The organism is Janthinobacterium svalbardense, from assembly GCF_002327145.1.
GTDB classification, from domain to species: Bacteria; Pseudomonadota; Gammaproteobacteria; order Burkholderiales; family Burkholderiaceae_D; genus Janthinobacterium; species Janthinobacterium tructae.
Genome location: NZ_CP023422.1, coordinates 3,661,245 through 3,675,404 on the forward strand (window position 1 = coordinate 3,661,245; position 14,160 = coordinate 3,675,404).

At 61.0% G+C, this 14,160-nt stretch carries 14 protein-coding genes; 9 read left to right on the forward strand and 5 right to left on the reverse strand.

Features of this window, described 5'->3' with window-relative positions; all coding sequences use genetic code 11:
- Positions 1-24: 24 nt before the first annotated feature.
- On the reverse strand, positions 25-327 hold the full coding sequence (locus tag CNX70_RS16210) for a Dabb family protein (RefSeq protein ID WP_096235545.1): 303 nt from the start codon (positions 325-327) through the stop codon (positions 25-27).
- A 74-nt stretch (positions 328-401) separates the two neighbouring features.
- On the reverse strand, positions 402-1,580 hold the full coding sequence (locus CNX70_RS16215; RefSeq protein ID WP_096235546.1) for an acetyl-CoA C-acyltransferase: 1,179 nt from the start codon (positions 1,578-1,580) through the stop codon (positions 402-404).
- A gap of 227 nt (positions 1,581-1,807) precedes the next feature.
- Here CNX70_RS16215 and CNX70_RS16220 point away from each other — a divergent pair, with 227 nt between their 5' ends.
- Positions 1,808-3,508: an MFS transporter gene (locus CNX70_RS16220; RefSeq protein ID WP_096235547.1), complete on the forward strand. Its 1,701-nt coding sequence runs from the start codon at positions 1,808-1,810 to the stop codon at positions 3,506-3,508.
- 97 nt (positions 3,509-3,605) lie between these two features.
- Here the strand turns inward: CNX70_RS16220 and CNX70_RS16225 are convergent, their stop codons facing one another.
- Entirely contained in the window at positions 3,606-3,809 is a 204-nt protein-coding gene (locus tag CNX70_RS16225) for a hypothetical protein (protein WP_096235548.1), read from the reverse strand.
- Positions 3,810-4,000: 191 nt separating this feature from the next.
- Between CNX70_RS16225 and CNX70_RS16230 the strand changes: the two genes are divergently transcribed.
- Positions 4,001-4,750 (forward strand): nucleotidyltransferase domain-containing protein, encoded by a 750-nt coding sequence (locus tag CNX70_RS16230; protein WP_208624429.1) that lies wholly within the window; start codon positions 4,001-4,003, stop codon positions 4,748-4,750.
- Here the strand turns inward: CNX70_RS16230 and CNX70_RS16235 are convergent.
- Entirely contained in the window at positions 4,747-5,652 is a 906-nt protein-coding gene (locus CNX70_RS16235; RefSeq protein ID WP_096235550.1) for a LysR family transcriptional regulator, read from the reverse strand. The genes CNX70_RS16230 and CNX70_RS16235 overlap by 4 nt on opposite strands.
- Positions 5,653-5,763: 111 nt before the next feature.
- On the opposite strand from CNX70_RS16235, the gene CNX70_RS16240 reads away from it, so the two are divergent.
- The 6 genes from CNX70_RS16240 to CNX70_RS16265 all read left to right on the forward strand — a co-directional run bounded on the left by CNX70_RS16240 (position 5,764) and on the right by CNX70_RS16265 (position 9,373).
- On the forward strand, positions 5,764-6,003 hold the full coding sequence (locus tag CNX70_RS16240) for a DUF2798 domain-containing protein (RefSeq protein ID WP_096235551.1): 240 nt from the start codon (positions 5,764-5,766) through the stop codon (positions 6,001-6,003).
- A gap of 101 nt (positions 6,004-6,104) precedes the next feature.
- Positions 6,105-6,503, forward strand: a complete 399-nt coding sequence (locus CNX70_RS16245) for a VOC family protein (RefSeq protein WP_096235552.1) — start codon at positions 6,105-6,107, stop codon at positions 6,501-6,503.
- A gap of 107 nt (positions 6,504-6,610) precedes the next feature.
- Positions 6,611-7,459, forward strand: a complete 849-nt coding sequence (locus CNX70_RS16250) for an alpha/beta fold hydrolase (RefSeq protein ID WP_157751062.1) — start codon at positions 6,611-6,613, stop codon at positions 7,457-7,459.
- A gap of 12 nt (positions 7,460-7,471) precedes the next feature.
- Entirely contained in the window at positions 7,472-8,062 is a 591-nt protein-coding gene (locus CNX70_RS16255) for a DDE-type integrase/transposase/recombinase (protein WP_279629357.1), read from the forward strand.
- Positions 8,063-8,138: 76 nt separating this feature from the next.
- On the forward strand, positions 8,139-8,486 hold the full coding sequence (locus CNX70_RS16260; protein WP_096235554.1) for a FlxA-like family protein: 348 nt from the start codon (positions 8,139-8,141) through the stop codon (positions 8,484-8,486).
- 86 nt (positions 8,487-8,572) lie between these two features.
- Positions 8,573-9,373: an IS5 family transposase gene (locus CNX70_RS16265; protein WP_096235555.1), complete on the forward strand. Its 801-nt coding sequence runs from the start codon at positions 8,573-8,575 to the stop codon at positions 9,371-9,373.
- Between the two features lie 80 nt (positions 9,374-9,453).
- Here CNX70_RS16265 and CNX70_RS16270 read toward each other — a convergent pair whose 3' ends face one another.
- Positions 9,454-11,541, reverse strand: coding sequence for a 3-hydroxyacyl-CoA dehydrogenase NAD-binding domain-containing protein (locus tag CNX70_RS16270; RefSeq protein ID WP_096235556.1), 2,088 nt, complete (start codon positions 11,539-11,541; stop codon positions 9,454-9,456).
- Positions 11,542-12,093: 552 nt separating this feature from the next.
- Here CNX70_RS16270 and CNX70_RS16275 point away from each other — a divergent pair.
- Complete coding sequence (locus CNX70_RS16275) at positions 12,094-14,157, forward strand: methyl-accepting chemotaxis protein (RefSeq protein WP_096235557.1); 2,064 nt, start codon at positions 12,094-12,096, stop codon at positions 14,155-14,157.
- Positions 14,158-14,160: the final 3 nt, after the last annotated feature.

Sequence of the window (14,160 nt, forward strand, 5' to 3'; positions counted from 1 at the left end):
CTTCGCTTTGGGGTTAACGGGTTTTCAAATCTCATAGTCCATACATTGTCTGGCTTCCCGCACGGCCCCAAAAAACGGCTTGATTTTCACATGCTCGGGGTGGTTCTGGTAAGCGTCGAGCGCTGCGCGGCTGGCGAACTCGCTGTACAGGACGATGTCGTAAGTCGCTTCCAGACCCGGCTGGGCCACGGCGGCTTCGAATGTCAAAATGCCGGGGACCAGGTCCGAACAGGAATCGAGCAAGGCTTTCAGCTTCAAGGCATTCGTGGCGCGGTCGGCGCCTTCGGCGTGGTCTAACAGTTTCCAGAAAACGATGTGCTTGATCATGGCGGATGCGAGGGAGAGTAGGCAAAGAGAGCCGATACTGTAACCGCTATCGGCTCACTCTGCAGCACGCCCGACTAGACGACTTCGAACAGGCCAGCTGCACCCTGCCCGCCGCCGATGCACATGGTCACCACCACATATTTGACACCACGGCGCTTGCCTTCGATCAAGGCGTGGCCCGTCAGGCGCGCGCCCGACACGCCGTACGGATGGCCCACGGCAATCGCGCCGCCGTTCACATTCAGGCGCTCCATGGGGATGCCCAGGGTGTCGGCGCAATACAGCACTTGCACGGCAAATGCTTCGTTGAGTTCCCACAGGCCGATGTCAGCCACCGTCAAGCCCGCCTTTTTCAGCAGTTTCGGAATGGCAAACACGGGGCCGATGCCCATTTCATCGGGTTCGCAGCCGGCCACGGCAAAGCCACGGAAAATGCCCAGCGGCTGCAAGCCTTTCGCTTCGGCCACTTTCGCATTCATGACGATGGCCATCGAAGCGCCGTCGGAAAACTGGCTGGCATTGCCGGCGCTGATGACGCCACCGGGCATGGCGGAACGGATCTTGGCTACGCCTTCGTAGGTGGTATCAAAGCGGATGCCTTCGTCGCTTGAGATCGTCACTTCGCGCGACACCAGCATGCCGCTGGCCTTGTCGGCCACGCCCATGATGGTGGTCATCGGCACGATTTCCGCGTCGAACAGGCCGGCCGCCTGGGCGCTTGCTGCGCGCTGCTGGCTTTGCGCGCCATACACATCCTGGCGCTCGCGCGAAATCTGGTAGCGCTTGGCCACGGTTTCAGCCGTCTGCAGCATGGGCCAGTACACTTCCGGCTTGTGCTGCTGCAGCCAGACATCGCGGTACATATGCGTATTCATTTCATTTTGCACGCAGGAAATCGATTCCACGCCGCCCGCCGCATAGATATCGCCTTCGCCCGCGATGATGCGCTGCGCCGCCAGGGCGATGGCCTGCAAGCCCGAGGAACAAAAGCGGTTGACGGTCATGCCGGCCGTCGTGACGGGGCAGCCACCGCGCAAGGCCACCTGGCGCGCGATGTTGCCGCCCGTGGCGCCTTCGGGAAAGGCGCAGCCGACCAGCACGTCTTCCACTTCTTCTGCCTCAATGCGCGCACGCTCGATGGCGGCGGCCAGCACATGGCCGCCCAGGGTGGCGCCGTGCGTCATGTTGAACGCGCCCTTCCAGGACTTGGCCAGGCCCGTGCGGGCGGTCGATACGATGACGGCTTCATTCATGCTGTGTCTCCTTGTGGGAAATATTATAGGTGGGGTATCTGGGGAATCAGAATAGCACATTTAAGTACGGTCGTTCGCAAAGTTCTGGCGCGCACCACTAGTAAGCTCCGTGTAAGTTTCAAGCAAGCATGACGTAAGGTTCGGAGAACACACTCGGCTCCAGCTGTTGCAAGAATGGTCAAAAAGACCTCGGCAATGGTTCACTATAAAACATAGGGAGACAAACCATGGCAACACCATCCGGCTCGGCCGACGTACGGAAATTTTCCACCAAGGGAACGCCGATCACGCCCGAGGAACGCAAGGTCATCTTTGCATCCTCGCTCGGCACCGTCTTTGAATGGTACGATTTTTATCTGTACGGTTCGCTCGCTTCCATCATCGCCAAGCAATTTTTCATCGGCGACCCCACCACCACCTTCATCTTCGCGCTGCTGGCCTTTGCCGCCGGCTTCATCGTGCGTCCGTTCGGCGCGCTGGTCTTCGGCCGCCTCGGTGACATGATCGGCCGCAAGTACACTTTCCTGATCACGATTTTGATCATGGGCGGCTCCACCTTCATCGTCGGCTTGCTGCCGGGCCATGCCTCCATCGGCATCGCCGCGCCGATCATCCTCGTCATCCTGCGCATCCTGCAAGGCCTGGCACTGGGCGGCGAATACGGCGGCGCAGCCACCTATGTGGCCGAGCACGCGCCTGAAGGCAAGCGCGGCGCATTCACGGCGTGGATACAGACGACGGCAACCCTGGGCTTCTTCCTGTCGCTGATGGTCATCCTGGGCACCCGCCTGGCGACCGGCGAGAAGGATTTCGAGGCCTGGGGCTGGCGCATTCCCTTCCTGGTCTCCGTCATCCTGCTGGGTATTTCCGTGTGGATCCGCCTGGCCATGAATGAATCGCCCGCGTTTTCCAAGATGAAAGCCGAGGGCAAGACCTCGAAAGCGCCACTGACGGAAGCGTTCGGCAAGTGGAAAAACCTGAAGATCGTCATCCTGGCCCTGATCGGCCTGACCGCCGGCCAGGCCGTCGTCTGGTACACGGGCCAGTTCTACGCCCTGTTCTTCATGATCCAGACCCTGAAAGTGGATCTGGCAACGGCCAACGTGCTGGTCGCCGTCGCGCTGCTGCTGGCTACGCCGTTCTTCCTGTTCTTCGGCAGCCTGTCCGACCGCATCGGCCGCAAGTACATCATCCTCGGCGGCTGCCTGATCGCCGCCCTGACCTACTTCCCGATCTTCAGCGGCCTGACCCACTTCGCCAATCCGCAGCTGGAAGCGGCACTGAAGAACTCGCCAGTGGTGGTGGTGGCCGATCCGGCTTCCTGCCACTTCCAGTTCAACATGACCGGCACCAAGAAGTTCCCATCGTCGTGCGACATCGCCACGGGCTTCCTGTCGAACAGCTCGGTGAACTACACGAAGGAAGACGCGCCGGCCGGCTCAATCGCCAAAGTACGCATCGGTACGAAGGAATTTTCCTCGTTTAACGCCGTCATGACAGCCGATGGCCTGAACTTCGATGCCGAAAGCAAGGCCCGCGAAGCGGCGCTGAAGAAAGAACTGGGCGCCGGCATCAAAGAAGCGGGCTACCCTGCGAAAGCCGATCCGGACCAGATCAACAAGCCGATGGTGGTCTTGCTGCTGTTCATCCTGGTGCTGTATGTGACCATGGTGTATGGCCCGATCGCCGCCATGCTGGTGGAAATGTTCCCGACGCGCATACGTTACACCTCGATGTCCCTGCCCTACCACATCGGTAACGGCTGGTTCGGCGGCTTGCTGCCGACCACGGCCTTCGCGCTGGTGGCCTTCAAGGGCGACATCTATTATGGGCTGTGGTATCCGATCATCGTCGCCCTGGCGACTGTCGTGATCGGCACCCTGTTCGTCAAGGAAACCAGGGACAACAATATCTACGCCGACGATTAATCTGAGGCTAACCCCGGCCGCAAGGCCGGGGGCTGCAAAGCAAAACGCCGCTGACTGGTCAGCGGCGTTTGTTTTTTATACGGCGTAGGCGGCGACCTTACTTGTCGCTCTTGCCCTGTTTCACCTGGTCGCGCTGCTGCACGTATTCCTGGTAGCTGGTCTGGTTGCGCTTGCGGCAGGCATTGCGGTCGTCAAAATTATTGAGGCTGTTGCAATACTCACCGATCTTGTCCCGGTTCGCGTCATACAAGACTTCACAGCCAGTCATGGCCAGCAAGAAGGGAACGATCAGATATTTCATTGCTACTCTCATGGATAGGGACGAAATTGCGCGAAAAAACACCAGATTGCCCACTGGATAAGCGAGCAAGCTTTATCTTAACGCGATCCTGACGGAAAGTACAAGCGCTCGGTATTACTGAATGGAAAGGATTTCCGGCACGCCGCATGCATGCTATGGTGGAAGTTTCCTCCACCGGACTCGCGCCAGGCATGCCGACCATTGCTCCCGCCCCCTGCGGCCCATTGCAGCAGCATTTCGACGCCTTGCTGCAAGACGTCTGCGCCAGCCTGACCACGCACGCCAGTCACTTGCTGGACGGCATTTACTTGTACGGCAGCATCGCCCGCGGCGATGCCACGCCCGGCGTATCCGACCTCGACCTGACCCTGGTGCTGCGCCATCCTCCCACGCAGCAGCAGGCCGACGCGCTGGAAGCGCTGCGCCTGGCCTTGCAGGCGCGCCACCCGGAAGTACTGAAAATCGATTTCGATACCGGCCACCGGACCCAGGTGCTGGCGCCGGAGCACCTGTACAGCTGGGGTTACTGGCTCAAGCACCAGTGCCGCTGCCTGTGGGGCGATGACCTGGCGTCGCACTTTGCGCCGTTCGCGCCTTCGCGCGCCATCGCCTTGGCCGTAAATGGCGACTTTGTCCGCGTGCTGGACGATTATGCGCAGCGCCTTGATGACGAGCGAGCCCCTGTCGCCATCGTGCGCCTGCAGCGCGAAGCATCGCGCAAGCTGATCCGTTCCTGCAACATTCTGCGCCAGGACGGCGATCCTGGCTGGCCCGCCAGTCTGGACGAGCATGCAGCGCAATTGCTGCGGCACTATCCCGCCATGCAGGCGCACATGACGTATTTCCTGGCCCAGGCCAGGGCCGGCGCGGCGCCAGCCAGCGGTTTTACGCCAGCGCTGCGCCAGTTCACGCATTGGCTGGCGCAGCAACAGGCGAGCTAAACGCCCGGCTCCTCGTTCAACAGCGGATTGCCGGCCGCAAACGCGGCCAGGTGCTCGAGCAGCACGCGCACGCGGGCCGGCAGGTAGCGCCGCTGCGTCCAGACGGCATACACATGGCGCGGCTGCGGCATCCAGTCGGGCAGGACGCGCACGAGGCTGCCGCGCGCCACTTCGTCGCGGCATTGCAAGAGCGGACACAGCAGGATGCCGATGCCCGCGTCCGCCATCTCCACGGCCAGGCGCATTTCATTGACGCGCAGGCGCGCCTGCGGTTCGATCACCATTTCGGCGCCGTCGCCGGGCCGCCGCAAGCGCCAGCTGCGCAGCGGTTCGGCCACGATCAGCTCGTGCCTTTCCAATTCCTGCAAGTCGCGCGGCACGCCGGCGCGCGCCAGGTAAGCGGGCGCCGCCACCATCACCAGGGCGGCGCTGCCCAGCCGGCGCTGCATCAGCGAGGAATCGTCGAGCGCGCCCACGCGGATGGCCAGGTCGGCGCCGCTGCCCACCAGGTCTTGCAGCAGGTTCGACAGTTCCAGCTCCAGGCGGATGTCCGGGTACTGCTGCATGAAGCTGACCCAGGCGGGCGTCAGCAAGCCGCTGGCGAAATTCACGGGCGCCAGCACGCGGATACTGCCCGAGACGGCCGACAGGCTGGCGTCGAGCTGCTGCGTCGCTTGCCGCAAGGCGTGTACCAGGGGACGGCACTGCTCGTAGTATTGCCAGCCTTCCGCCGTCGGCTGCAAGCGGCGCGCGCTGCGGTTGAGCAAGCGGTAGCCCAGCTGGCTTTCCAGCTTTTGCAGCCGGCGCGTGACGGTGGCGGCGGGCAAGTCTTCCTTGACGGCCGCCGCATGCAGGCTGCCCGCCTCGACAATGGCGACAAACAGGGCTAGGTCATCGAGCATGATTCGTCAAGCATGATTGCATTTTCGGAATTTGAAATTAAAAATATGGCTCTAGTATAGATTGCTGCAAGTCGTTACGCTGGCATCTTTCCACTATGTTGAAAGCACGCCATGTCCGATGCCCTGCGCCTGCGCTGCACGTTCGCCTTCCTGATGTCGCTGGTGATGACCCTGCTGATGAGCGCCTGGGTCACCTGGCTCAATATCGGCCTGCAGGCGGACTTCCTGCCCCGCTGGCGCCATGCCTTCTTTGCCGCCTGGCCCGTGGCCTTCTGCGCCGTGATGCTGTTCGCGCCCCGCGTGCAGCTGATGAGCCGCAGTATCGTGGCGCGGCTCGCTGGCCGCCCTTAACCGGCAGTCGGCCGGCGGCAGTATCACTCGGTCACTCCCGCCCACGGCCGCCCTGATCCGGGCTATGCTATGGCCGTCCTTGTTTTTACAGCGGAGTGCCAATGCTTGATCACGTTTCCCTCACCGTCAGCGACCTGGAACGCGCCGAACGCTTCTATGACGCCATCTTCGCCGCGCTGGGCGTGCCCAAGGTGGGCAGCGAGCATGCTGACGCCTGGATCGGCTATGGCGAGCGCAGCGATGCCGAGCACCCTGAACGCAGCTATTTTTCCGTGCGCCTGGGCCCGCAGCCCGACGACGCGCCGCGCCGCCATTGCTGCTTCAAGGCGCCCTCGCGCGCGGCCGTGGAAGCGTTCTGGCATGCGGGCCTGGCGCACGGCGGCATCGACCTGGGCGCGCCCGGCCTGCGCCACTATCACGCCAGCTATTACGCGGCCTTCCTGTTCGATCCGGACGGCAACCGCATCGAAGCAGTCTGCCATCGCACCGACGCCGGTTAACAGAACGGAGAACCCCGTTCTGTTCAGCATTTTCACTTTCCCATGATTTGCCTATAATGGCTGGCACGCCATACCGGTCCCCGGTCTCTGCCCCAAGAAGGAAATTCATGCATCATCTATTCGTCGGCCGCCCCGCGCGCACCATGCTCCTCTCCAGCGCCGGCTTGCTGCTGGCAGGCTGTTTTTCCGGCTGCTCCCTGTTGCCATCGACCCCGGCCACGCCCGGCGTGCCCGCCACGGCCGCCCTGCCCGACGCCAGCATCGCCTATGCCTTGAGTGGCCAGGGCGGCTTGCCCGTGGTGTTCCAGTCAGCCATGGGCGACGGCAAGGATGTGTGGGCCAAGGTGGTGCCCGAAGTGGCCAAGCAGCACCGCGTGCTCGTCTACGACCGTCCCGGCTACGGCGACAGCCGCAAAACCACCACGCCGCGCGACCCGTGCACCATCGCCGCCCAGCAGCGCGCCCTGCTGGCGCAAGCGGGCCTGAAACCGCCGTATGTGCTGGTGGGCCATGGTTTGGGCGGACTGTACCAATATGTGTATGCCAGGCTGTACCCACAGGACGTGGCCGGCCTGATTCTGCTCGATCCCACGCACCCGCAGCAATGGAGCCGGATGCAAACGGACGCGTCCACCTACGCCATGCTCGTGAAGACGCGGCGCAAACTCATGTTCAACAGTACGGAATCGGCCGAATTCGATGCCCAGACGCAGTGCCTGCAGCACGTCGACATGGCCAGCCCCCTGCGCGTGCCCGCCATGCTGCTGGTGCGCGACAAATTCGGCATCGAGGAAATGGGCTCGTTTGAAAACGTGGTGCGGGCCCAGGAAAAGGATTGGCAGCGCCTGTCCGGCGCGCCGGCCATCGAGCGCATCACGGGCGCCGGCTACTACATCCAGAAAGACAACCCCGTCATCGTCAACGAGGCAATCAAGATGGTGGCGAAGAAGAAGTAGTAGTGGCGTCGGATTACGCGGCGTACCGCCGCTAATCCGACCTACGCTGACTTAGAACGCCTAACAAAACATCTCTACGCACCTCCAACAGATGAGCGTGCAGTCGATCAGAACGGTCATGTGATCGATATCCTGATGCAGAGCCGGCGCAACCAGCAGGCAGCAAGTAGCTTTTTCCGCAAGCTCCTCAAGGGCTTGCGTTATACACCAGGGGTGCTGATCACTGACAAGCTAAAGAGCTATGCCGCGGCAAAAACGCAAATCATGCTGGGTGTCGAGCATCGCCAGCACAAGGGTCTGAATAACCGGGCCGAACTCTCGCATCAACCGACGCGGCAACGAGGACGACAGATGCGCCGCTTCGAGTCATCTGGCCAAGCTCAGCGTTTTTTGTCGGCGCATGGCCCGATCAACAACACTTTCCGGTGCCAGCGCAACCGCTTGACAGCGGATCGGTACCGGCACGTCCGTATGCAGGCATTTTTTTCATGGAATGAGGTCACAGACGTAGCAAAAAACGCCGAATCCGTGACACCGTGTTACCCCATCAACGGCAATTTCGCTTGGAATTCTACAACTCGTCGCCCCGGTTCATCAAGTTGACATTACCCGTGTGCCTGTTTATCTATGGGAAATTTTGCGATAATGACGATATTGACACAGAGGAAAGAAAATCATCATGGTATCGGCAATTGGTTCGGGTAGCGCGGTGAGCACGGCCCCCAGCAGCGGCGGATCCACTAGCGCCAAGCAGATCGCCGCACTGCAAGAGCAGATCAAGGGGGCGCAAGAGCAGTTGAAGGAGTCGCAGAAGGGCGAACAGACGGACGCGTCGAAAAAGCTGCAGAAGCAACTGGCGCAGCAGATACAGTTGCTGCAGGCGCTGATCGCGCAATTGCAAGCGCAAGCGGCTCAACAGGCGCAGCAGAAACAGGACAGCCAGCCAGCCAGCGGCACCGATACCGGCAACAGCGCAGCGCGCTCGCCCACCTCGACCTTGGGCAACACTATCGACACCGAGGCTTAAGAACGCCTAACAAAACGTCGTCCAGAGAAACAAACGGCCCCGAAGCTGGTCCAACCCACCTGACATCATTTTCGGGGGGCCGCGCCATGGCTAAATCACTTCTTCCTGACGACCTGTGGGCGCTGATTCAGCCTTTGCTACCAGCACATCGTCCTTCTCCCAAAGGCGGGCGTCCTCGCATTGACGACCGCGCCGCCTTGACCGGCATCCTGTTCGTCCTCAAGACCGGTTTGCCTTGGGCATACCTTCCCCGTGAACTGGGTTGCGGCAGCGGCATGAGTTGCTGGCGGCGTCTACATGCCTGGCAACAGGCAGGTAGCTGGCAACGCATCCATGACGCCATGCTGCAGCACTTGCGGGAATACGACCAGATTCAGTGGGAACGCGCTAGTGTCGACTCGGCCAGCGTGCCCCCCCTCGGCGGACAGCATACCGGCCCCAATCCCACCGACCGCGGCAAGCTCGGTTGTAAGCACCATCTGCTCGTCGATCAACGCGGACTGCCTCTGGTGGCGAGCATATCGGGGGCTCAGGTACATGATTCCCGCATGCTGATTCCACTGCTTGAAGCCGTCCCTTCAGTAGCAGGGCTTGCGGGCCGGCCACGCAAACGTTCTGCCAAACTGCATGCCGACAAGGCCTATGCTTCGCGTGCCCATCGGGCCTGGTTGCGTAGCCGTGGCATCGCTCCACGCATAGCCCGCTACGGTATCGAGTCGCGCGAACGGCTGGGAAAATGGCGCTGGGTGGTCGAACGCACACTGGGCTGGCTTCACCGTTTCCGCCGCCTGCGTATCCGCTACGAGCGCCGAGCTGATATCCATCAGGCATTCCTGTCACTTGCCTGCATACTCATCTCCTGGAGATATATTCAGCGGTTTTGTTAGGCGCTCTTACTCAGTAGGCGGATTAGCGGGGCGACGCCGCGCGTAATCCGACAACATCGGGCGTCAACGGTAGCGCCGGATTAGCTATTAAAACCCTTGCCCTCGCCCGCCAGCTTCACCAGCAGGGGCGCCGGCGTCCACGCCTCGCCGTGGCGGCCTTTCGCGTAAGCGGCAATCGTATCGAGCACGTTCGGCAAGCCCACCGTGTCCGCATAGAACATGGGGCCGCCACGGAACAGGGGGAAGCCGTAACCTGTCAGATACACCATGTCGATATCCGATGCGCGCAGGGCGATGCCCTCTTCGAGGATGCGCGCGCCTTCGTTGACCAGCGCATACACGAGCCGTTCGACGATTTCCTGGTCGCTGATCTTGCGCCGCGCCACGCCGATGTCGGCGGAGTGCTGGATAATCATGGCGTTCACCTGCTCGGACGGATACGCCTTGCGGTCGCCCGCCTTGTAGTCATACCAGCCGGCGCCCGTCTTCTGGCCGTAGCGACCCAATTCGCACAGCAAATCGGCCGTCTTCGAATACGTCACTTCCGGTTTTTCCACGTAGCGGCGCTTGCGGATGGCCCAGCCGATGTCGTTGCCGGCCAGGTCGCCCATGCGGAACGGGCCCATGGCGAAGCCGAATTTCTCCACCGCCTTGTCGACTTGCTCCGGCAAGCAGCCTTCTTCCAGCAAGAAACCGGCTTGCCGGCTGTACTGCTCGATCATGCGGTTGCCGATGAAACCGTCGCACACGCCCGAGACGACGCCCGTCTTTTTCAGTTTTTTCGACAGCGCCAGCGCCGTGGCCAGCACATCCTTGCCCGTTTCCTTGCCACGGACGATTTCCAGCAGCTTCATGACGTTGGCGGGGCTGAAGAAATGCGTGCCGATCACGTCTTGCGGGCGCTGGGTGAACGCGGCGATCTTGTCCAGATCCAGGGTCGAGGTGTTGGAGGCGAGGATGGCGCCCGGCTTCATGACGGCGTCGAGCTGCTTGAAGACCGTTTCCTTGACGCCCAGCTCTTCGAAGACGGCTTCGATGACGATGTCGGCCTGCGCGATGTCGGCATACGCCAACGTGCCGGAAACGAGCGCGATGCGCTGCTCGGCCTTCTCTTGCGTGAGCTTGCCCTTTTTCACCGTGTTCTCGTAATTCTTGCGGATGGTGGCCAGGCCCTTGTCCAGCGCTTCCTGTTTTGTTTCCAGCAGCATCACGGGAATGCCCGCGTTGGCGAAATTCATGGCGATGCCGCCGCCCATGGTGCCGGCGCCCACGATGGCCGCACTGGCGATCGTGCGCACGGGCGTATCGGACGGCACGTCCGGCACCTTGCTGGCGACGCGTTCGGCAAAGAAGGCGTGGCGCAAGGCTTTCGATTCAGGCGACTGCACCAGTTGCATGAACAGTTCGCGCTCGTACTTCAAGCCCTCGTCGAATTTCATCGTCACGGCAGCCGCCACGGCATCGACGCATTTCAGCGGTGCAGGGAACGGGCCGGACATGGCTTTGACGGTATTGCGCGAAAACTGCAAAAAGGCCTCATGGTTCGGGTAATCGACCTTGCGCTCGCGCACCTTCGGCAGCGGGCGTACATCGGCTACTTTCGTGGCGAAGGCCACGGCAGCTTGCAACAAATCGGCGCCGGGGGCGATGACTTCGTCGAACAGGGCCGTGCCGGCCAGTTTCTCGGAAGCCACGGGCGTGCCCGAGACGATCATATTGAGGGCCATTTCCAGGCCCAGCACGCGCGGCAGGCGCTGCGTGCCGCCCGCGCCCGGCAAGATGCCGAGTTTAACTTCCGGCAAGGCCATCTGCGCGCCCGGCGCGGCCACGCGGTAGTTGCAGCCCAGAGCCAGCTCCAGGCCGCCGCCCATGCAGACGCTGTGGATGGCTGCCACCACCGGCTTGGTGGATTGCTCGACGACGTTGATCAGGGTGTGCAGGGTCGGTTCCGTGAGCGCCTTGGGCGAATTGAATTCCTTGATGTCGGCGCCGCCCGAAAAGGCCTTGCCGGCGCCCGTGATGACGATGGCTTTGACGGCCTCGTCCGCCAGCGCCTGGCGGATGCCGGCCACGGCGGCCGTGCGCGTAGCCAGGCCCAGGCCATTCACGGGCGGATTGGCGAGGGTAATGACGGCAACGGCGCCGTTCACTTGATATTCAGCACTCATGTCTCTTCCTTATTGGTTTTTGCTTGGCGATGAGGTGGTTGCAATGGATGAAGCTTCACTATACCGCATAAAAGAACGCTCGTATTATTTTTGTCGCGGCGCGCGGGGCGCCGATGCCGGCCATCATGGTGCAACATCGCCCGCGCCGGCCGGCGGCCCCCTCGAAAAAAAGGGCCAGCAACTATCGATAACATATTCATTTAAATAAATAAAACACAACAAATAAAACACCATTTTGTAATCTTCTGAATATGCCTTTCTATCCATGCGCAGGCCACGGGCGACACTTTCAGCATTATTTATTCAAGCCCCTTGTCTTTCTCGTGGCGCTGAGGAATAATAAAATTATTGATTCAAATCAATACTCTGCAACTGATTTAATATTATGTACCAATGCCGCCGGATAACGCCATGTTCGATTTTGTTATATCGTGCAGATTCTCACCAATTATCACATCCGCCCTTTCCGGGTAATTGTGCAAGCGTTTTATATCGTCATTAGCTGTCAGTATTATCGCCACCCCTTTCTCTTCTCACACTGAAGGAAATACTATGGACGCAGCCAGCCATGTCAGCCACTCCCAGGATCTGGACTTACAAGCGATAAATACTGCATTGAACCGTGTCCAGGCCGTCATCGAATTCGAACTCGACGGCACCATCCTGCATGCGAATGACAATTTCCTGCGCGTCGTCGGGTATACCCTGGCCGAGGTGCAAGGCAAGCACCATGCCATCTTCTGCGACCCCGAGTATGTGAAAACGGCCGAATATGCCGACTTCTGGGCCAAGCTGGGCCGCGGCGAATTCGACCAGGGCGAATACAAGCGCCGCACCAGGGATGGGCGCGAAGTGTGGATCAACGCTTCCTACAACCCCATCCTCGATGCCGATGGCAAGCCGTACAAAGTCATCAAGTTTGCCACCGACATCACGGCCAGCAAGCGCCGCAATGCCGATTACGAAGGCAAGATCGACGCCATCAGCAAGGCCCAGGCCGTGATCGAGTTCCGGCTCGACGGCACCATCATCCGCGCCAACGACAATTTCCTTACCTCCGTCGGCTACACGCTGGCAGAGATCGAAGGCAAGCACCACCGCATGTTTTGCGCGCCCGATTACGCCAACAGCGAGGAATACGCGCAATTCTGGCAAAAACTGGGCAAGGGCGAGTTCGACGCGGGCGAATACAAGCGCGTCACCAAGGACGGCCGCGAAATCTGGCTCAACGCCACCTACAATCCCATCTTCGACACTGAAGGCCGTCCCTTCAAGGTGGTCAAGTTCGCCAGCGACATCACGGCCCTGAAGAAACGCAACGCCGAGTACGAAGGCAAGGTCAGCGCCATCGGCAAGGCGCAGGCCGTGATCGAATTCGACATGCAGGGCAATGTGCTGGACGCGAACGAGAATTTCCTCGCCGTCATGGACTATGACTTGAGCGATATCATGGGCGAGCACCACCGCACCTTCTGCGAGCCCGAGTATGCCAGCAGCGCCGAGTACAAGAAATTCTGGCAAAAACTGAACCGGGGCGAATTCGACGCGGGCCGCTACAAGCGCCTGGGCAACCATGGCAAGGTGGTGTGGATACAAGCCACCTACAACCCCATCCTCGACCTGAACGGCAAGCCCTATAAAGTGGTCAAGTTCGCCATCGACATCAGCGAACAGGTGAACCTGGAAAACAGCATCCAGGCCAGTGCCGCCAACGACAGCCGCAAGGTCAATGCCTTGCTCGACTCCGTGGCGCGCGCGGCGCAAGGCGACCTGACCTGCAATATCGTGCCCGAAGGCGACGAGCCGATCGATTTGCTGGCCGGTGGCATCAGCAAGATGATCGTCGACTTGCGCGGCGTGATCGGCAACGTGGTCTCGGCGGCCAACGGCTTTGCCGACGCCTCGCACGCCATCGCCGAGCGGGCAACGGGCGTGGCCGTGGGCACGCAGGCGCTGGGCGCCACGGTGGAAGAAATGAACGCTTCCATCGATGGCCTGACGTTTTCCATCAATTCCATCGCGGAAAACACCTCGAATGCCGATTTCCTGGCCAAAGCCACGCAGCAGGAAGCGGAAGCGGGCGCGCGCGCCGTCGCCAAATCGATCGAGGCGATGGACTTGATCAACCGCTCGTCGGAAGACATCGGCGAAATCGTCAAGGTCATCAGCGAGATCGCCAACCAGACGAATATGCTGGCGTTCAATGCGGCCATCGAGGCGGCGCGCGCGGGCGAGCACGGCCTGGGCTTTTCCGTCGTCGCCGACGAAGTGCGCAAGCTGGCCGAACGTTCCTCGCAGGCAACCAAAGAGATTTCCAAGCTGATCAACGAATCCGTCAAGCGCGTCTCCACCGGCAGCGAGATTTCGCGCCAGGCCAGCGATGCCTTCGACAAGATCGTCTCGGGCGTGGCGAAGACCACCCTGGCCATCTCGGATATCTCGAAGGCGGCCAACGAACAGCTGCTGACGGCGCGCGAAGTATCGACGGCGATCCAGTACATCGCCGAGGAAACGGAAAAGTCGGCGGCCAACTGCGACAGCATCGCCCGCTCCACGGATGGGCTGAACGAGCGCGCGGGCAGCCTGAACCAGACTGTCTCCGGCTTCGTGGTGTAAGCC